Annotated in this window: 15 protein-coding genes; 9 read left to right on the forward strand and 6 right to left on the reverse strand. The window is 44.3% G+C overall.

What is annotated here, in order from left to right:
* Positions 1–25: 25 nt before the first annotated feature.
* The 5 genes from QUB26_RS00595 to QUB26_RS00615 all read left to right on the forward strand — a co-directional run bounded on the left by QUB26_RS00595 (position 26) and on the right by QUB26_RS00615 (position 5218).
* Complete coding sequence (locus tag QUB26_RS00595) at positions 26–586, forward strand: hypothetical protein (RefSeq protein WP_333151679.1); 561 nt, start codon at positions 26–28, stop codon at positions 584–586.
* Complete coding sequence (locus tag QUB26_RS00600; protein ID WP_333316067.1) at positions 583–1257, forward strand: hypothetical protein; 675 nt, start codon at positions 583–585, stop codon at positions 1255–1257. The genes QUB26_RS00595 and QUB26_RS00600 overlap by 4 nt, the downstream gene beginning before the upstream one ends.
* Before the next feature lie 293 nt (positions 1258–1550).
* Positions 1551–1772: a hypothetical protein gene (locus QUB26_RS00605; RefSeq protein WP_333316069.1), complete on the forward strand. Its 222-nt coding sequence runs from the start codon at positions 1551–1553 to the stop codon at positions 1770–1772.
* A gap of 327 nt (positions 1773–2099) precedes the next feature.
* On the forward strand, positions 2100–4187 hold the full coding sequence (locus QUB26_RS00610) for a hypothetical protein (RefSeq protein ID WP_333316071.1): 2088 nt from the start codon (positions 2100–2102) through the stop codon (positions 4185–4187).
* Positions 4188–4582: 395 nt separating this feature from the next.
* The gene (locus tag QUB26_RS00615) at positions 4583–5218 is read left to right on the forward strand and encodes a hypothetical protein (RefSeq protein WP_333151673.1); all 636 of its coding nucleotides are present in this window, start codon (positions 4583–4585) and stop codon (positions 5216–5218) included.
* Between the two features lie 3 nt (positions 5219–5221).
* On the opposite strand, the gene QUB26_RS00620 is transcribed toward QUB26_RS00615, so the two are convergent.
* Positions 5222–6286 carry a DUF5895 domain-containing protein gene (locus tag QUB26_RS00620; RefSeq protein WP_333151671.1) on the reverse strand — a complete coding sequence of 355 codons (1065 nt, stop codon included), beginning with the start codon at positions 6284–6286 and terminating at the stop codon, positions 5222–5224.
* 82 nt (positions 6287–6368) lie between these two features.
* Between QUB26_RS00620 and QUB26_RS00625 the strand changes: the two genes are divergently transcribed.
* Together QUB26_RS00625 and QUB26_RS00630 are read left to right on the forward strand one after the other, a co-directional pair.
* Entirely contained in the window at positions 6369–8303 is a 1935-nt protein-coding gene (locus tag QUB26_RS00625) for a type IV secretion system DNA-binding domain-containing protein (RefSeq protein WP_333316073.1), read from the forward strand.
* The gene (locus tag QUB26_RS00630) at positions 8300–9463 is read left to right on the forward strand and encodes a hybrid sensor histidine kinase/response regulator (RefSeq protein ID WP_333316075.1); all 1164 of its coding nucleotides are present in this window, start codon (positions 8300–8302) and stop codon (positions 9461–9463) included. Before QUB26_RS00625 ends, QUB26_RS00630 begins: the two co-directional genes overlap by 4 nt.
* Before the next feature lie 81 nt (positions 9464–9544).
* Here QUB26_RS00630 and QUB26_RS00635 read toward each other — a convergent pair whose 3' ends face one another.
* The 3 genes from QUB26_RS00635 to QUB26_RS00645 all read right to left on the reverse strand — a co-directional run bounded on the left by QUB26_RS00635 (position 9545) and on the right by QUB26_RS00645 (position 12206).
* Positions 9545–10222, reverse strand: a complete 678-nt coding sequence (locus QUB26_RS00635) for a response regulator transcription factor (RefSeq protein WP_333316077.1) — start codon at positions 10220–10222, stop codon at positions 9545–9547.
* 273 nt (positions 10223–10495) lie between these two features.
* Positions 10496–11206: a hypothetical protein gene (locus QUB26_RS00640; protein WP_333316080.1), complete on the reverse strand. Its 711-nt coding sequence runs from the start codon at positions 11204–11206 to the stop codon at positions 10496–10498.
* A gap of 697 nt (positions 11207–11903) precedes the next feature.
* On the reverse strand, positions 11904–12206 hold the full coding sequence (locus QUB26_RS00645) for a hypothetical protein (protein WP_333316082.1): 303 nt from the start codon (positions 12204–12206) through the stop codon (positions 11904–11906).
* A 176-nt stretch (positions 12207–12382) separates the two neighbouring features.
* On the opposite strand from QUB26_RS00645, the gene QUB26_RS00650 reads away from it, so the two are divergent.
* Positions 12383–12709: a hypothetical protein gene (locus tag QUB26_RS00650; protein ID WP_333058618.1), complete on the forward strand. Its 327-nt coding sequence runs from the start codon at positions 12383–12385 to the stop codon at positions 12707–12709.
* Between the two features lie 590 nt (positions 12710–13299).
* On the opposite strand, the gene QUB26_RS00655 is transcribed toward QUB26_RS00650, so the two are convergent.
* Entirely contained in the window at positions 13300–14481 is a 1182-nt protein-coding gene (locus tag QUB26_RS00655; protein ID WP_333316084.1) for a hypothetical protein, read from the reverse strand.
* Positions 14482–14707: 226 nt separating this feature from the next.
* On the reverse strand, positions 14708–17341 hold the full coding sequence (locus tag QUB26_RS00660) for a DEAD/DEAH box helicase (RefSeq protein WP_333316086.1): 2634 nt from the start codon (positions 17339–17341) through the stop codon (positions 14708–14710).
* 387 nt (positions 17342–17728) lie between these two features.
* Here QUB26_RS00660 and QUB26_RS00665 point away from each other — a divergent pair, with 387 nt between their 5' ends.
* Entirely contained in the window at positions 17729–18331 is a 603-nt protein-coding gene (locus tag QUB26_RS00665; protein WP_333316088.1) for a hypothetical protein, read from the forward strand.
* The last annotated feature ends 61 nt before the right edge of the window (positions 18332–18392 follow it).

An 18392-nucleotide genomic window follows, 5' to 3' on the forward strand; every position in this document is an offset into this window, starting at 1 on the left:
TTGTCACAATAATTAGGTTTGGCAATTGAATCGCCCTATCCAGCTTCTTCGAGTTCGAGATCGACAGGTAGTTAATGCTATCCTGACATCCGTTACTGAGAAGCATTTAGAAGATGCGACAACCCTGTGGCAACCAACGCTTCGAGGGAGTGGAGAAGAAGATGAATACTGGAATTGGGTTAGTAAAAGCTATAGAACTCAGTTTTTACCAGGAGATGAACTATATGCCATTGAGTGTGATGGCATAACTCAGGGTTTAATGACTATCGATATTTTAAAAAAACGCTGCTATATTGAGTCTCAATTGAGACGAAGATTGGTGTACGTCAAAGCCTTAGCAACGGCTCCCTGGAATCGACCAGCTATTAGCAATCCTCCCACTTATAAAGGAGTAGGTGGAACTCTAATAGATTTTGCGATTGCTCGTAGTGAGGAACTAGAATACCAAGGAAGGATAGGCTTCCACGCACTGCCTGGTGCGCTAGTATTTTATAGAAAGTTGAAAGTGGGGCTGCTAGACTGCGGTCCAGATCCTGAAGAACCCGACAATCTTAATTACTTTGAAACATTAAGGAAAGACAAATGAGTAACTCAATCCCCTCCCAGCCCCAATCCACAATAGATGATACAACCAGTTATCCGCGCTTGATGGAACTGATAGAAGCAGAAGATGCAGCTAATGGAGAAGTTGGCTGCGGTCGGAATTTGGGTAATAAACCTTCACTTTATCTAAAAACCTGCGGTATCAATATCTCTGATGAAAAGCTAAGAAATTTGTTAAGGGAGTATTTAGGTCATTTATTGATGGAGCTAGATTTTGACTCAATCATCAACCAGGTGAGTCATTTCGTAGAGTCATTAGTCGTGCAGGAACACACTCAATTAGAGCAGACAAGACCAGCATTAATGCTCTTAGAATCAGTTTTTGAGCAAATTCCTGCGAAAGAACTCAAACAATGTATTGAGTCAGAATTGGGGGAGTTTTGTTCGGAAACTGCGATCGAGCAAATTGTTCAGTACACTGGTCAAGTGATTTACTATTCACTTCTCCAACCTCGACATAAGTGGCCCAAACCTATTTGGGTACTAAGTGCTCTTGAGAAGGTGTATATTGCTCAGGCATCTAGTTTAGATGCAGCAATTGCCCAAGTTAAAGCACAATATTCCCACGAAACCGGAGAGCTGCAAGTAATAAAAGTCGGAGGTGTTCTCGCACCAAACCAAGTGATTTGCTTGGACTTAATGAACAAATTTTAAATAAAAAATGGGGAAGGAATTTGGTAGCTTTAAACGTACCCCAAGCTGCGTCATATCCCCTCTCTTAAGCATGGGTATTCTTTAGCTTTTAGTTCCTACTCTCTCTTAAAAGACATTTTTACAGGTTTCATAGCATTGCCCAGTGCTGAGAGCCGTTAGGTAACTTTGATAGAGCTGCCCCCTCCATGTGGAGGGGGTAATTTTTACTGAACAAAATCGCTCATAGGAATGAAGTTGCAGGAACTCGATGCGATTTAAATTGGAATTGTTCACCACATGAACTCATAAAAACCATGCATAATTCATCGATTGAACCTAATTCTGGCTATAACAACTCCGGTTACGAATCGGAACCCGATTTGACTGTTGGTTACTCGTCATCTAAAGAAGTTCGTCAAGGTAATTTTGACAACGCTTACCAAGAAAATGTGTATGACTTGTCCAACCTAGCAGATACTCCTTGGACAGATTCAGCAGTCCGCCCGAATCCACAGCTTGAGCTGGAGCTTGATTAAAGAAAAAAGCGAAGATGGAGAAATGCAGTCCAGGACGCACTATCAACCTAAAAAACCCAGTTTCTCGTTCTCATGTTCAACCTAGAATGACGGAATTACATAGAAAGAGCGGGTTTTTGGGTAATTCCTAAAAGGGAGAGGAAAAGAGGGAAAGAGAAAGAGAGGGAGAGAGGGAGAGAGGGGGAGAGGGAGATTTAGCTGATGGCTAATTTCTGCAATACTGCTCTATTTTTCGTAATGTTTTAAAAACCGTTTAAAGTTTTTCCAAATTAGAAAGAATAGAGCAGCTTTTTTTACCGGATTTGAGTTAACATCCATAGGATTCCCATGAACAGTCCAAAGCAGTTAAAAAAATTAAGCCAGGTAGGCTCGGCTTTAATAGCTGCCAGTACACTCTGCCTAATTTTTGCTTTCATCTGCATTACTTTCTTAAGCTTTCCATCACTTGCTAGCGCCAGTTCCTTACCTACTAAAATTTGGGAAAAAGAGCAATCTAGAGTTTTGCAGCCAGATTGGAGCCAGATTACCTTTAGTTCCCTGCCCGCAGTTGCTAGTTCTGGAAGTTCTGGCGATCGAAGCTGGCAAGCCGGCACTTCTGTTGACAACATCTTGAAGCTGGGGGACATCAACGATGTAAAACCTGAAATTCTGTCTTTGCAAGCAATTGAACAATTGGCACTAGGGGATATCAATTTAGAAAATATCAGCTTGTCAGCATTTCCCTTAGCTGGTAAGCAAACTGTCGGTCACTTGGCTGAAATTGTTCCGAATCTAGGCCAATTTCAATTGAGCGATGTTCCTCCAATTGCTTCTTTATCTTCTCAAATAGCCGCAGTGAACCCTAACATCAACCAATTACCAATTGGTCAAGCTGTAAAACAAGTACCGCAACTAGCGCAGGCAAAACTTAACCAAATTGACCTATCTGAGTTTGCGATCGCCCAAATCCCCAATCTTAATAGCGTAAATTTAGAACAGTTCTCTGGCTGGTCAGAGGAACTCATCAGCAATATTCCGCTGCTGAGTCAAGTCCCGCTTTCTACTTTTCCGGTTCCTATTGCGTCTATTGGCAGCACAATCATGCGAATTGACATGATTTACAGTCGGTACGAGAGCAAGCGCAATAACACAATTTCTGGTTCTGATGTAGAAGGATTTGCGGTAGCCTGCGAGAAAGATTGCGCTTATATCGAACTCGACGACATGGAAAACGTCGGTCGCCGCGCCACAGGGCCGCTAGAAGGCAAGCAGTGGATTAGCGGCAAATATCAGGAAGTGCGAGGTGGTTCTGGCTGTTTGACCGGTTGGGAACCGACGGGCCGGCATCTTTTTGGGGAAGTGTTTAAAGTAGTGGTAATGGAACCGTCAGAAACCAGCGATACTGTTGACACGGCTCTGTACTTCAGGTTTAGTTTGCCCTGCGGCAAATCGCCTTACATTATTGGTCCGGTTCCGTTTCTCAGTTACAGCGTTAATTCGCCTATGTTTGTCGGTCGATTAGAGGGCGGTTCTTCTAACAGTATTTCGCGTTCAAAAGGCGTCGCATCTGAAACAAAACCTTCAAAGCCGCTGAGTTCAAATCAAACTAAAGAAAACCCTTTACCAACTCAGCCTCTACCTGAATCCAAGCGAGAGTGCGCGCGCCCCGCAACTTACGTTAACGGTGTGGATGTAGCTTCATTAGGGGAGGCGTTAGCAAAGCTTTCCGAAGGAATCGCCAATTTGGAAAATGCAGCCAGTGGCGATTACGAAGCTATTGGCGAGATGGTTTGTACCGAAGGATCTCGCGACTGCGGGCGGGCGATCGGTCGCTATCAGTTGATGAGTTACCGGGAAGACGTGCAGCGTGCTGTCAGCTCAATTCCAGGGGGGGCTAACTTTATCCTGAACGTCAACAAAGGCCAAAAACCTACAAGAGAGGAACTCTTCCAATATTTTCCTCCTGCTGTTCAGGATAAAGTCTTGCAAAATTCTCTAGCTGAGAACTTAGTCAGCAGCCAACAGGAAATTGACCCTAAAACTGGGCAGGTGTTCAAGGGCGATCGCTTAATTGAGCGAGTAGCACAGAAACACTTTGGGGGTTCGGGCAGTAAAATTGATGCCAGCTATTCCAACATTTTAGGTGGCTACTCTCTCAAACAGTACGGGGAAAAAGTTCGAGAGCTTTATAACCACAATACCAGCGACAATTGCCAAGCTAATTCTGGTGACAGCAATGGCATCAGCAACTCGGTAGGCATCGGCCTTACTTTAAATGCTAGTTGGAGTATTAAGGTGGCGCTGTTCATTAGCTCTTTTTTGGGGGGAATGTGGTTTTTAATTCGACTTTTTCACAAGCGAAAGCAGCTAATTTTTTTGATACTAATCGGTTTGGGGATAGCAATTACTCTTGGCACGGCTGCGCTCTCCCATTGAACCAGGGGAAAGAGGAGGTGGAAAAGCAAGTTATTAACAAGTCTAACAACTTTCTCTACCACCAGGACGTTTTTAATTGTTGAAGCCATTGATTTTATGGCATTAATATCAATTTCGGTTGTATCGAAATGATTAAACCACAGAGGGTACAGAGGACACAAAGAAAGAGAAGAGAGAGATAATAATTCCGATGTCAACTGATTAGATATGACTTCTAAGCTGTTCAGGATAGAAATTGTAGAGTCGTTTTGTATTCCCCGAAGTCAGTCATAAAAATTGACTGTAAGATTTAGACATACAACAGCTTAGTTCAGCAAAACAAGCTCTATTTTAGAGTCTTTGTTTTCTGATTTGTTGTCCTTTTTTTCTTGTATTTTGTATAATTGGAGTAACAAATGGTTAAACAAAATAGAGTTAAGCAACAAACAGCAGGCACCCAAAAGATTGTCAACCCCCCGGTTTGGTTAAATCAACTTGGTTACTGGTTTCGCATTGGTTTGACAGTTTTTACCGCCCTGTCGCTATTATTGGGGACAGTTGCTTGCACGAATTCTAGTTCAGCAACAACCGCACCAGCTTCTTGGCAACAAGCTTTGCGAGTCACTCCAAAAGAAACTTTAACCCTAATCGTAAAGGAACACAGCAGCCTTCCAGAACTCAAAGTAGTGGCTGGGCAAAGTGCAGCGGCGGAAGCGATTAAGAGAATGCGAGTGTGGCAAGTTAATGGCTCGGTAGGACGGCTGAACCTTTATGATTTCAATAATTCCGCTCTGTGCGGCACAAAAGGCTGCCTTTATGTTGGCTACTTAATTCCTAATGATTCAAGTCAAATGCCAACAGAAGTATTTGCAGCTTATCTCGATCCCCATAAACCGCCGAAAACTCCTTTGTTTGAGGCTGACAGTTCCTCGCACGAGGGTTTGCCTTGTCTAGGAGTGAATCAGCTTTCCAAAGAAGGCCGCCGCCAGCTTCAATTTTGCTACGACGGCCTTACCTATCAACTTGCTGACAGCCAGCTTTTCAGTAGTTAGTGTTTAGTAGTCTGCGGGTTCATCGAAGTCAAAATCTTCTTCTGAATCAACCTCAACTTCAACCTCAGCAGCCTCGGAAAATTCATCTAATTCCTCTAATTCTGAGTCTGTTCCTCCTTCAACTTGTGCAATTTTGCGAGGGGGTGACAATTTACCTCGATTTTTGCGGTTAGTTACGCTTTCTGGCAATGCCTGGACTTCAGGTTCCGCACCAGCAGCTATAGCTGGCAACCCGGCATCGCTAGCCTCAATGAAACCAGCAATGTTATTGTGCAGTCCCCAAATCAATTTTTTTTGTGGTTTTTGACCGAGAAATAGCTTGTGAAAATTAGCATCAGTTGGCTGAGTAATGCTGTGAGTTTTGCAGCAAAACGATTTATTTTTGCCTTCCCCTTCTTTAAGAGCTCTAAACTCGACATTCAACACTCCCAAAGAGCGCCACTTGTCATTTTTACCGCTGTAATCTCTCCCAAAGCAATCAGCAAATGCCCGTTCCAAATTGCGGTAAAATTCTTCTCTAGCGCTCTTAAAGCTCCAGAGGGCTACATTCTTGAAGCGGACGACAATCGGTACCTGATGCAGGGGTTGGTTTTTGGCATTTAGAAAGATGAGAGCGTGTTCGGAACACACTTCCTGCGTCTTTTTATCGAGGGAATCGCGATATTCGTCGTAAAGCCCAATAAAAGTACCTGCTAATTCTCCATTTTCTTCAATATCTTTGTAGCGGATGTACTCAGGCACAAAAGCTAATACCAACATTCTCGCTTTTGGGAGCAGCAAGCCTGTCACTTCTTCGCTTAGTTCGACCGTTGTCAATTCCTCAACATTAGGTATTACGTGCCATTCCGCTTTGACAAGCTGGTCGTTCGGGAGCAAAATACCTGCTGGGTTATCGTTAATCACGATTCCATAGGGCAAAGAGGGCTTGCGAGTTTGGTTGTAATCACTGTTGAATAGCTCCGGATCTATCTCGTAATAATCAGCACTCTTGTTCTTTTGCGTGTGGGACTTTCCACTAGAATTCTGTACTGTCTTACTGGGAGATTTCGCGTTATTGCTTCTTACCATTGTTTACCTATTTTTGTCATGGTTTCCCCCTTGAGGCGATAGCCGCTAGCTGAAACATTTAGTTTTTTAAGAGCTCAAAAAAATGAACAATTTGCAATTCTTGCCTAAAATTAACAAAGCTACCTTGGTACCAATGGCAGTTCAAGCTCCTAAACGTTCGTTAACTAGCATAGATTTTGGCGGCTTGTTGGGTCAGTTTATGAAGCCAGAGGGACTGGCAATGTTAGGGCTAATGGCAGGCTTACTTATTGCTTCCAAATTAGTTGGAAATGGGAAGGGTAAAATTACCTCCGGGCGGCTGTGCGGGACGGCTGAAAAATTGGCAGCCACAGGCTCTGCCCTCAAGCAAATGAAAGAAAAAAAACGGCAGCCCGTTACTTTGTGGAGCGGTACGCCGACTTATTGGTTTAAAGGTTGTCAGGGATTGAGTGCTCGATTGCAAACGCTATTAGGTGCATCTCCTACAGTTTGGTTTCCCCACGCAGAACGCGGCACTTTAGTCATTGGCGCTCCGGGTTCTGGCAAAACATTCAGCGTCATTGACCGGATGGTTGAAAGTGCATTTCAGCAAGGCTTTCCTGCCATTATTTACGACAAAAAAGGAGACCAAATGAAACTGCTTGCACCCCTTGCAGTGCGCTACGGCTATGATGTGCAAGTGTTTGCGCCAGGGGAAGCTTACAGCGGCACTATCAATCCTCTGGATTTTATGAGAGATGCACAAGATGCAGTAATGGCAGCAGAAATTGGACAAGTTATTGCTCGAAATGCTAGTCTGGGGGAGAGTAAAGGCAATGAGTTTTTTGAGAAAGCAGGCGAGTTGATGGCGAAGGGTTTAGTGCAGTTGGCAAAAAGCAGTCCTTACCCGGATTTAGCTTTTGTGTACGCAATTATTCAACTGCCCGATTTGGTCAAGCGCATCGACCACGCCGTTCACCGACCTGACGGTCATCCCCTCAAAATGGACAGGTGGATTGCCTCTAGTTTTTCGCAGTTATTAAGTTCAAAAGATGCTGAAAAAACAGTGGCGGGCATCAAGGCCACCGCAGAGGCTACCTACTCCAGTTTCATTCAAAAAGATTTGTTGCGGGCATTTATTGGTCGCAGCACCATTCCGATTGCTTTAGAAGGCAAAAAGTGCATTATTTTTAAATTAGATGACCAAAGACGCACTGTAGTGGGGCCGCTGTTAGCTGCTGCTATTCACTTATGTGTGGTGTCTAATTTGAGTCGGGTACGTTCTGACCCATTTTTGTACTGCTTAGACGAGTTTCCGTCTCTCAAGTTCGACAGAATGGATCAGTGGGCTAACGAATATCGTTCTGCTGGCGGCGTACCGATTGTTGGCATTCAATCACTCAATCAACTCTATAATCTCTATGGGGATAAAAAAGGGGCTGCGATCGCCAGTGCTCTGTCAACTCATGTCCTCTTCAACCCCGGCGATTTTGAGACAGCCGAGAAATATTCTAAGCGGTACGGGGAAGTGGAAGTGCTGGTAAAAAATCGATCGACCGGCAGCTCGACGGGGCAGCAAACGAGCCGTTCTGTCAACTGGAGCGAACAGTTGCAAAAGAAACCGCTGATTAGTCCTGACGAAATTCTGAGGTTTCCTCAAGGCAAATGCGTCATCACTTCACCGGCCTACGCAACGGGGGCGGAAGCTTTATTTCCCTACCCTCTCAAGATTCCGGTGCGGCCCGGCGACATAAAGCGAGCTAAAGAGTCTGAACAACTGTGGGACAGCAGCATCAGACCGCAGCTTGAAAGGCGGGCGAAAGCTTTGTCAGTAGAGCAGCAGACGGGTAAACTGCTCAATATAGATGAAGAGCTGGATCAGCGGATTCGATTCGCTTACCAATTGCTGCCACATCCGAACGATCCAGAAGAACCCGTGACTGTGGCTGATGTTAAGTCGCCTGTTAATGCTGCTGGTGCGAACAGTGCGGCTGGGAAAATAGCGGTTGGCAATATTCGGAAAAAACTCAAAACTCTGTCCTTTGGTGGCGATAGATGATGGAGCAAACTAAACAATTTTTGGCTGACATTTTGATTGTTGACGATATTCCCGCTAACATTCAACTACTTTCTCAATTGCTAATTGAAAAGGGTTACAAAGTCAGGAAGTTGATTAGTGGACAGCGAGCTTTAAAAGCAGTAGAGTTGCAAGCGCCCGACTTGATTTTGCTAGACATAAAAATGCCCGGTATGGATGGTTATGAAGTCTGTCGTCAACTTAAAGCATCTGAAGCTACTTGTGATATCCCTATAATTTTCATCAGCGCTTTAGATGACGTATTTGACAAAGTAAAAGGGTTTGAGGCGGGCGGTGCTGACTACATTATAAAACCTTTTGAGCCTGTTGAAGTGTTAGCGCGGGTATCTGCCCAACTTAAAATTCAGCGGCTGCAGCAGCAACTTCGCTGCGCTAACGTGCAATTGGCTACACAAAATGTTCAGCTCAGCCAGGAAATTCAAGAAAGACAGCAAGCAGAAGCCAATTTAAGAATGCTGTTGCACGCTGTTTCGCACGATTTGCGATCGCCTCTATCGGGAATGTCGCTGCTGCTGCGAAGTCGCCTCAATGATGCTGGCAACAACATTGTTATTGATAGGCGGACTATGGAGGTTATGGTGCAAAGTTGTTCGCGCCAACTCCAGTTGATTGAGTCACTAACAGCAACACAACAGTTTGATGTGAAAAGTGCTTCTTTAGCCATGAAGCCGCTGTCGCTGCCCACTTTAGTCCAAAATATTCTTATTGAAAGATTACCAATTCTCAACCAGCATCGAGTCAAGGTTAAGCAGCTTTTTGCAGCCGATTTGCCTTTAGTCAATGCTGATGCCCAGCAGCTCTGGCGGGTGTTTGGCAATCTGATCGACAATGCTGTTAAATACAATCAGTCTGGGTTTATTTTGACGGTAGAAGCTAAAAAGGAAGGTGAGATGGTTCGCTGTACGGTTGCAGATAATGGGGCCGGAATTTCGCCCGAACAATGTGCAAGATTATTCGAGCCTTATACGAGGGGAGTTGGAGTTAGTTTAAGACAAGGATTGGGATTGGGACTTTTCATTTGCAGGCAAATTGTTGAGGCTCACGGCGGAGAGATTGGCGTTGATAGCGAATTGGGAAAAGGAGCGAGGTTTTGGTTGACATTGCCAAAGTTTGAAGATTGACAAGCTGTTATAATTTGCTACGCGATAGCTACGCCTCAAAAACCACTTTTTTTAGAACAATTAGAAGCTGCATTCCAACGGCTAAACCAGCCCCAAACGCAGTGCTTTAACGGCAGCCTGGGTGCGATCGCTCGCTTCAAATTTAGCTATAATCATCTCTACATGACCTTTGGCGGTGTGGACGCTCATTCCTAGTTGAGCAGCGATTTGTTTATTGCTTTTACCCTCAACTAGCTGCTGCAAAACCTGCATTTCCCGTTCTGTCAGCTTGATGTCGTCATTCGCATAGCTATCGGGCAGTGGCGTTTTGAGATTTTGCAGCACGCAGTCGGCAATCTTAGGGTCTAGGTAACTGCCACCTTCTTGCACAGTCGTAATCGCTGCTAGAAGTTGTTCTGCGTTAGTACCTTTAACGCAGTAGCCGTGAGCGCCGCTTGACAAAGCCGCCATTACCTGAGTTGGATTGCTGTGGTGGGTGAGCATCAGGATGCGAGTATGCGGCAGTGCGGCTCTGATTTGCTGCGCGGCTGCAATACCGTCGATTCCGGGTAAGTCAATGTCCATCAGCACGATGTCTGGTTGGTGTTGCAGTGCAGCACTGACGGCTTCGTTGCCGTTAACAGCTTGTGCGACAACTGTTAAATGGGGTTGGTTATTGAGGATATGCTGTAGACCGAGCTGCATCATCGGGTCATCTTCAACTATCAGGATGGTTTTTAGTTGGCTTGTTTTTGGTTGGGTGGCGGTAGTTGCAGTCACGATTAAGATTCCTACTACATTTTATCCATAGTCTATTGTTTTTCCTCATGTTAAAGAGTGTCATCCTCCTATGGAGAGAAGAAAAGTATTGATTTTTGGGCAATTTCTTCGGAAGGTGGATGTCTCTCGATAGGAGGATGGTAATAAAGTCGGTTCTCCCGAGTTTTAGGTGATCATAAAAATTCTAGTGATGCGGCCCGAAAAGCCCGGGCGAGAGGCTCACACTACCGTTCCCACCACAAATCCAGAAGAGCTATACACAGTCTGAACAGATTAGATCGACACTTCGTTGACTTCATCCAAATTGATTTCATCCAAATTGACTTCATCCAAATTAATAGCTGTTGCTACTTCCTTCGGTTGAGGTGTTAGATGACCATTGAGCTTGATAACTGTTTGTTCTCTCTCTCGTTCAATGGTAGTCAAAAGCCAATTTTGAGTTTGTCGGTGTTGCTTGCTGTCCCAGGCAAACAGAACTTTTTCTGCTTGTTGAGTCGGGTGCAGTGCCAAAATAATCAGTTGCAGCTTGTGAGGCTCGATCTCGAAAAATTCGGCAGCTACCCATAACTTAACTCGGTCTTGCCAAGTCAGTACAGGATGGCGAATCGCCCACTCAAATAGTTTGGGCGTTCCTTTGACTAGACCCACATTTGCACGGACTTGTATCACTTTAAATGGAGGAGAAGGGGAAGAATTTTCTTCTGTCACTCCCCTTTTTGCTCGGTCTAGTTTTGTTTGAATTGGAATGTCAACAAACAGTTTTCGCTGCGGTAAAAACAGTGATGGCGATAGTTCTTTGAGCTGGAAAACCCACTGCTGGAACTGGGGGTGACTGTTGAGAATTGGCTCGACAGGTAATCCCATTAAAATTTGCTTGACAAGCAGTTGCAAGCGTTCTTGAAGATAGGAAGGAACAAGAGGCGGCTCTTGTAGTGGGCTAGTATGAATAGTTTGATTGAGGTCTGATAGAGTAAGGAGGTACATTGCTCAGAGCATAAAAGACTGAGCAATAGCGGCGATCGCCACAGAAAAAGTCCGGGAGTGCGGAATAGGATTAAAAATTTATAGCCCACATCCTGCACCCTCAACTGTCACAGAGCATGAAGCATTGTTGAGAATATTCATACCTCGCGTTCGATTGGATAGTCTTTAAGCAAAAATACTCCTGTCAGGCGATCGCCTGACACTGCCTCGCCTTTTATTGTAGAATCATGGAAAAAAAATTACCAATTTCCTAGTTGAAAGCCACCTCAAATTTATGTTTTTTTACTTTAAAAAAACATTTTTGCCACTAACTGAAGTTTTATTCAAGCAAGGTCTTTCAACTAAATAAGTAGTACCCGCTTACAAGCAGGTGGAAAAAAACGCACAGTTTTAAGTACATGGACAGAAATATTTACACAGATATAATTTTGTAAGGCTCACAGGAAGAGAATTTCAGATTCTATTTTGTGTAATTAATTCTGTCCAACTACTTAATCCAATCTTGTGTGAGATTAGAGACGATTAGCTGTTTCCCAAGCACTCACCATCTGTAAAGGGAAGCCCGGGGAGGTAACAATTGCTGACTTGCGCTATCAAAGGACTCAGTTTGTGCTGTCTTTTGAACGGAGTTCTGAGGACATTCAAGCAATTGGCACTCAAGCATCGTTTGTTTTACCAACATCAGGAACAGACCGGTCTAGATTTGCTGTGACCCGGCAGGAATTGTTTGAGTACCGTCCCCCCGCTTACGATCCAATTTGACGGCCGGCTGCTCGGTTTTTTCCAAAAACTGTGCCACAGATTTGATGACATCTGTTGCGGTTTTGGGTACGAGAACCAAATCTCCAGATGCCAGCATATCTAGTAGGGCACCGGGTTTTCCCTTGCCTCCGTACAAGTGACCCATAGAAGCTGCAAGCTTTTCAAGTTGTTCTGGTGTCTGTCGCGCAACTCGCGCTCGAAAAACAATGCCTGAAGGCGATCTCTGTTTCCGTCCCATGCTCGACCTTATATCTGTGCTACAGTTTTAACAAGCAGTAAGCCAATACTAAAAATTGTACAAGACACGAGGTGTGAGTGGAAACTTCAGCCCGCTTGTGATCTATCAGTTTAGGGTTCATTGACTCAAGGTTTGCAGAGTATGCGATCGCTTTTGCCCCATAAATTTGACTGGTTATGCCCAAAAAGCGCAGTTGTTCCGTGAAAATTGCAACGCTGCACAGCGTGTTGCAGGATTGCTATCAACTTAAGCTGGAAGAGCTCAAGTACCTTCTCGATGCAATTGACGTGCTAATTGACGCTGAAGAGAAAAGGTTGTCGGAGTTGGAAGCCGACTCAGACTGGGAAGAAAAACGAGAAGAAAAAATGGCTGCTACTGGTGCGCGCGGTAGTACGGGATACATCGAATCCAAGACAATCAAAGGATGCGGCCCCTATGCCTACTTGAGATTTCGTAAGGGTGGCAAGCATCATTCGTTCTATCTGGGCAAGCTCAAGCCTTAAGTTTTTTAGGGTGCATAGACATTGATAGATTAGTGGTTCTGGCGTTTATGCACCCTAAAGCAAGCGAGTCGTTTAGGGTGCATAGACATTGATAGATTAGTGGTTCTGGCGTTTATGCACCCTAAAGCAAGCGAGTCGTTTAGGGTGCATAGGCATTGACTAACTAAGGCTTTTATCGAATCTGCACCCTAAAGCAAGCGAGTCGTTTACGGTGCATCTGCCTTGATAGATTAATGGTTTTGGCGTTGATGCACCCTAAAGCAAGCGAACGTTTAGGGTGTATCTGCCTTGACAAATGAGAGTTTTTGGCATCCATTTACTCTAAATTAGCAGGCGTTTAGGGCGCATCTGCCTTGACAGATAGAGGTTCTGGTGTCTATGCACCCTAAATTGGTTGTGTAGTCGCGATCGCAACTGAGTGTCTGACTGCGCTATATTCGGCTTGTTGCTTTCCAAATTCCGAACTCATGCGTGATAGTTTACCAACGATATCGGTAGCTTGGTTCTTAACAATGAGACTAACGTTAAAGGTGATTTGAACTCACCTCTTCACCTGCACCGTAACAATCGTTCGATAGGTAGGTATTGGGCTAAAAATCGTCCAAATTAAACAGCGTAAATTGGTGAGGAGATGTTGTCGTTTTTCTGGAGCGGCGTTTGCCATTAACAACTTCTTGAATGACTGGATTTGAGTGAATTGATGTCTTCTCATTCAAGTCAATAACTTCTGAGCTTTCTCCTGAACTTATTTCATGTTCGACAGGACAATCAGTATGATTTTCAGCCTGGGACTCGACTGGCTCAAACCACTCATTATACCAGTAAGCAGCGTTTATTGATTGAGGTCTATCGCTACTTAAAGTATTGCCAAGGAGCAAATCAGTTTGACCCAACCACCAAATCGGAACAGCCAGCCAAGGTGAAAACAGATAAAACTGAAACAAAGCGCATTTTAACAGAGTAGGGTCTATATCTTGACCGATACCGCTCAGACAATAATTCGACTGTGTTAACATTAAAGCACCCGTACCGCACGCAGGTTCATTGAAGCTGGAAATTCGCTCTGTTTTATCACCACTGACTAACTTAGATATGAACTGACACAAAGCTAAGGGTGTCGGATAAAAGCCTGAACTTTTTTGAGCAGTCTTTCCGCAAATTTGGGGTAGCAGCCGGCCCATGTAATCTTCAGGATACAGCATGAGAATTGACAGGTCAAACATCTGATAAAGACGCATTGATGCACCTTCACAGCCGGCAGGTTCTTTGGGTAAAATCTTGTAAGCTGGATGTCCGAATGCGAACAAAACCCAGTCCAAGAAAAACTCCAAATAGTCCCAAGCTGACCAAGTTTTCCATTCTCCATGTTGAGGAATGCAATTGAGAGTGTTATCTAACATGGCTTCTGCGGTAGGAGAATGCTGCCATTCGATTTGGGGAATCGGTTCTGCTGGCAAAGTTTCCTCAATTACAAATTTGGGTAAAATTTCTGGTTTTCTGTTCTCCAGAATGGCTAGCATTGGCTCCATCTTCCACCGCATCCAGGCATGAGCGGGGACAGCTTGACACAAAGCCCAATAATCCCACCTTCCCCATAAACATCGGTCTATTTGTGCGAGAATTGTTAAAAGCCAGCCCGGCTTTAAATCTCGTTTGAGGTTGGGAATTAAAGCTTGCTTTTTCTTTTGTTTATAGGGTTGATTTCTGAAATGTAACAGCGTTGACTCTCTAGTCTTGGAGTCAATGACTGGTAAGACAAGCTTGTTTTTCATAAGTACAAGTCTGAAAAATGCACCCCTAAAAACCGCAGTAGCGGTTCGCACAATTCTATGTTGATGCAAGCAGCGTCTTGTTTAATAAAAACAGTAAAAAAATTTGGGGAATAGAGTGTAGCTATTTTCACACAAAAAAGCTACACTCTATTCCCACTCCCATTTTCCCTATTTCTCTCTCCCTATTCCCCTTTCTCAGCCGTCTATTCCACCCATTTTTTGATATTTAAGGAGTAGAAAATGCTTCGCACAGCAGCAGCCCCACCTGCTTGAGTAAAGCTTTGTTACCATCAGGGCATCCCGACTGAATCAAACATTTAGGACAGCCAGAACTGCAAGAACAACTGCGGGCTAACTCAGCAGCCGCATGAGCTAATTGAGGGAGAGAACGAAAAATAGCTTCCGAGGTTCCCGAACCTCCTTCTGCTAAATCGTAAAAGAGTCCTGCATAGTCATTTGCACCTCTCTTCTCTACCAGAAAATTCACATCATTAGGTGAAGCCAAAATAGTCAGAGGTAAAGCTGCTAAAATTTGATGGCCGAAACTGTGAATAGCCAACAAATTCGCGGGGTACTCCCACAACTGCTGATATCCGGGAGGAATCGGCTGTTGAGACTGAAGCAATTCCTGGCGAGTAGCTGTTACTACCTGTTGCAGATAACATTCAACCGGGGAATTAAAACTAATTTGCAGTACAGGAGTCGCAAATTTTATTTCGTAAGGTTGCTCAAAGTTTACCTCATTAAGAACCGATGTTAGCTCAGCAGAGCGAGTTCTCTTGCCACAAACAGGACAGGCAGTACATTTTGGTAAATGCTCTTTGTAATTGACACACTTTCTATTGAGACAAGTTAACTCGTAATTGCGAGTTAATAATTGATAACCAGTGACGAGTTGGCTAATTTCTCCCCAAACCAGTTCCAGAATAGCTTGAGCTGGAATTGCCTTACTATCCGTTGAATTGGTTTGAACATTTCCTTCAACTTCTGGAATGACCAACGGGATTTGTTGAGGCAAACTCAAATTCTGCTTGAGGCTGGTATCAGTGTGGCTAATCGCTACAGTAAACAGTCGAGTTTCAGGGGTGTTTTGCAAAATAGCTTTGCCATTCAAGAGCGAGCGCGAAGTATAAGTCACCAAACAGCCGTCTGAGTTTTGCGTGCGGTAAATAGCACCAGGAAATACCTCTCGATAAGCAATCTCCGCACTGAGGAGTTCAATCTCTTCTTGAGTCTCCGCATCCACCAGTTGTATCGTACTAGAACCCGTTCCCCCTCGAAAGTTTACATCTTTATGGGGAAAGCCTTTAGCCCATAATTTATCCCGGCTTCTGTGAAGAACACCTTGCTCAATTAAAGCCGTTGCAATTATATGAGCGCTCTTGCCAAAGTAGTGCTTGAGCTTATGGGCAGGAATGCCTGTTTCGACAGCCGCGCACATCAAATGTTTGGCAATATCTATGGGATAATTGGCATTAAAGCTCACCAATTCAGATTCGGCGGACAGCAACAATTCAGGGCGATCGGCAAAATAGTTATCCAAAGGTGATTGTGCAATAGGAATGAAGACAATTAAACCGGAGTTTGTGCGACCAGCCCGGCCAGCCCTCTGCCTAAAAGCTTGCAAGCTTCCCGGCCATCCCCTAATAATAGCAAAGTCAAGTTGAGGCAAATCAATTCCTGCTTCGAGAGCGCTAGTGCTGAGGATACACTTAACTGTTCCTGACTGCAAAGAGTTAATAATTTCCATGCGGCGCTCGCTTGTTAAACTGCCGTAGAAAATTGCTACTTGCGACTCAATTCCCGAGTTAGTTTGAGTTACAGCTTCTTGCTTAAAAGTTGCCCACAAGTTCTTAATTGCTTGTCTGCCGTTACCGAAGCAAATTCCACTTTGCCCCTGCTGCAACAAAAACATAATGATGCGAGCAACATCGGAATTAGCATCATGAGTCGGTTTAGTAACAATTAATTGCCGTTCTGGGACAGCAGCTCCGCTAGAGTTAATCCAAACTAACCGCTCGGGTTTATTGATAGTTCGCTTTCGACTTCTACCAGATAGTAACTTCGCTAATTTAACGGGATTGCCAACGGTAGCACTCAACATCAGGAATTGTAGTTTTTGAGAAGAACCTCCGCGCTCGTCTACTGCCAATTTTAAGCGGCGAATTAAGCTAGCCATGTTAGCTCCGTAAACTCCGTTAAAAGTGTGAGCTTCATCTAGGACAATATAGCGGAGGCGACTTAAAAAATGCTGCCAAGGCTGACTCCAGTGAACGCCTTTCAGCGCATAGTGAATTAACTCTGGTGTGGCGCTGATTATGCTGGGATTTGCAGCTAATAATTGTTCTCGGGTTTTGGGAGGAGTATCTCCAGTTAGAAGGGCAAGGCGCGGGCGCGCAGGCTCAGGAATCAGTTGGAGCAAATCGGCAAGTTTTTGACTTTGGTCGGCTGTTAAAGCTTTCAAGCCATAAATAGAGAGTGCAGTAAATTGATGTTGGAGAATGCCCTCTAAAATAGGCAAGTACGCACTTAAAGATTTGCCAGAAGCTGTTGCTGTGCTGAGGATGACATCTTTGCCCTGGCGCACGGCTTTGAGTGTTTTAATTTGGTGCGAATAAAGCTGTTGAATGCCTTGGCGGTGCAAAGCAGAAATTATTGAAGGCGGCAAGTCTTGAGGAATTTTGTAGAGCTTAGGAGTTATAGCAGTCGCGATTGTCTGATAAATAACCTCTTCGCCTAAAAACTCACACAAATCGGCTGTTGCAGTTGGCTGCAAGTGGCTTGCTTCTGGGAAGTTATTTTGGTGAAAATCATGTCTGGCTATTAGTTGGGAAAGAAGGTTGATATAATTGGGAGGCATTGGTCACTCTAAGAATGAATCTTTTCTCTTTTACTACCGATAGGTAGGAAAAAGAACGAGAGAAGAAATTCCCAAAAAACCAACTGGGAGTCGGACTGAATTTGGTGGCAATTATGGGTTTGGGTTCAGGAACTAGGGAAACGGTAGGTCTCTGGCTCACTGCGCGATCGCCTCGTGAGGCACTATAGTGAGTCTTGCAGAAGTCGTGAAACTCTCTTCTCTTTCCGACCTTCGCGTGCTTCGCGTCTTCGCGGTTCGTTTAAAACTTGTTTTTTTCACAACTTATTTAGACTAGCTATATAATCAGTACAGTACACTTTACCAATTACCAGACTTACCTCATTCAACGCCGAAGTGTTATAGTATCCGATTAAAAATAATAAACCTATGCCTTACAGTAAATTTACTCTCAGCAAAGCTGTAGATGATTTCCATCTTACAATCATTGAAGGCTCGCGTTTCTTACCAGAAATTTCCCCGGTCACTCCTAGCCCTTTACTACAGGATATTCTTAAAGAAACGATTCCCTGGGCGATCGCGGTGAGTAGCGAAAAAGCTCGTTCTGAGGGGATTATCAATCCTGTGTTACTAGAAGTAAAACGCCAGCTTCAAGGACAGATTAGCGTTTTTTCAGGCGAGGAATTCAATGTAGAACCGGAGGCTGAACTCACAGGGTATGTTGACTTTCTTCTTAGTCGTTCCCCGGAGCAACTATTTATCAAAGCCCCTGCGGTTATATTGGTGTCAGCCAAGAAAGAAGACCTTAAACCGGCTTTAGGGCAATGCCTTGCAGAAATGGTTGCTGCTCAACGCTTTAACCAACAAAAGCAACAGCCGATATCGACGATTTACGGGACGGTGACTAGCGGTACTGTTTGGCGTTTTCTTAAATTAGAAGAGCAATGCGCGTCCATTGACCTTACAGATTATCCACTACCTCCTGTTGAGCAAATCTTGGGCTTTCTCGTTTGGATGATGCAGGAAAGATGAGCTGTTATTCAACAAAAATAGCGACCTAGTGCGATAAATAAACTCCAAAACTTCTTTGATA

It is taken from the genome of Microcoleus sp. B4-C1, from assembly GCF_036705285.1.
In the GTDB taxonomy this organism is placed as follows: domain Bacteria; phylum Cyanobacteriota; class Cyanobacteriia; order Cyanobacteriales; family Microcoleaceae; genus Microcoleus.

Bases quoted from the DNA above. Each gene is read 5' to 3' on its own strand.
- QUB26_RS00605 (WP_333316069.1), top strand. From the start codon at position 1,551: ATGCATAATTCATCGATTGAACCTAATTCTGGCTATAACAACTCCGGT.
- QUB26_RS00650 (WP_333058618.1), top strand. From the start codon at position 12,383: ATGCCCAAAAAGCGCAGTTGTTCCGTGAAAATTGCAACGCTGCACAGC.
- QUB26_RS00665 (WP_333316088.1), top strand. From the start codon at position 17,729: ATGCCTTACAGTAAATTTACTCTCAGCAAAGCTGTAGATGATTTCCAT.
- QUB26_RS00645 (WP_333316082.1), bottom strand. From the start codon at position 12,206: ATGGGACGGAAACAGAGATCGCCTTCAGGCATTGTTTTTCGAGCGCGA.
- QUB26_RS00610 (WP_333316071.1), top strand. From the start codon at position 2,100: ATGAACAGTCCAAAGCAGTTAAAAAAATTAAGCCAGGTAGGCTCGGCT.
- QUB26_RS00640 (WP_333316080.1), bottom strand. From the start codon at position 11,206: ATGTACCTCCTTACTCTATCAGACCTCAATCAAACTATTCATACTAGC.
- QUB26_RS00620 (WP_333151671.1), bottom strand. From the start codon at position 6,286: ATGGTAAGAAGCAATAACGCGAAATCTCCCAGTAAGACAGTACAGAAT.
- QUB26_RS00655 (WP_333316084.1), bottom strand. From the start codon at position 14,481: ATGAAAAACAAGCTTGTCTTACCAGTCATTGACTCCAAGACTAGAGAG.
- QUB26_RS00600 (WP_333316067.1), top strand. From the start codon at position 583: ATGAGTAACTCAATCCCCTCCCAGCCCCAATCCACAATAGATGATACA.
- QUB26_RS00630 (WP_333316075.1), top strand. From the start codon at position 8,300: ATGATGGAGCAAACTAAACAATTTTTGGCTGACATTTTGATTGTTGAC.
- QUB26_RS00615 (WP_333151673.1), top strand. From the start codon at position 4,583: ATGGTTAAACAAAATAGAGTTAAGCAACAAACAGCAGGCACCCAAAAG.
- QUB26_RS00660 (WP_333316086.1), bottom strand. From the start codon at position 17,341: ATGCCTCCCAATTATATCAACCTTCTTTCCCAACTAATAGCCAGACAT.
- QUB26_RS00625 (WP_333316073.1), top strand. From the start codon at position 6,369: ATGAACAATTTGCAATTCTTGCCTAAAATTAACAAAGCTACCTTGGTA.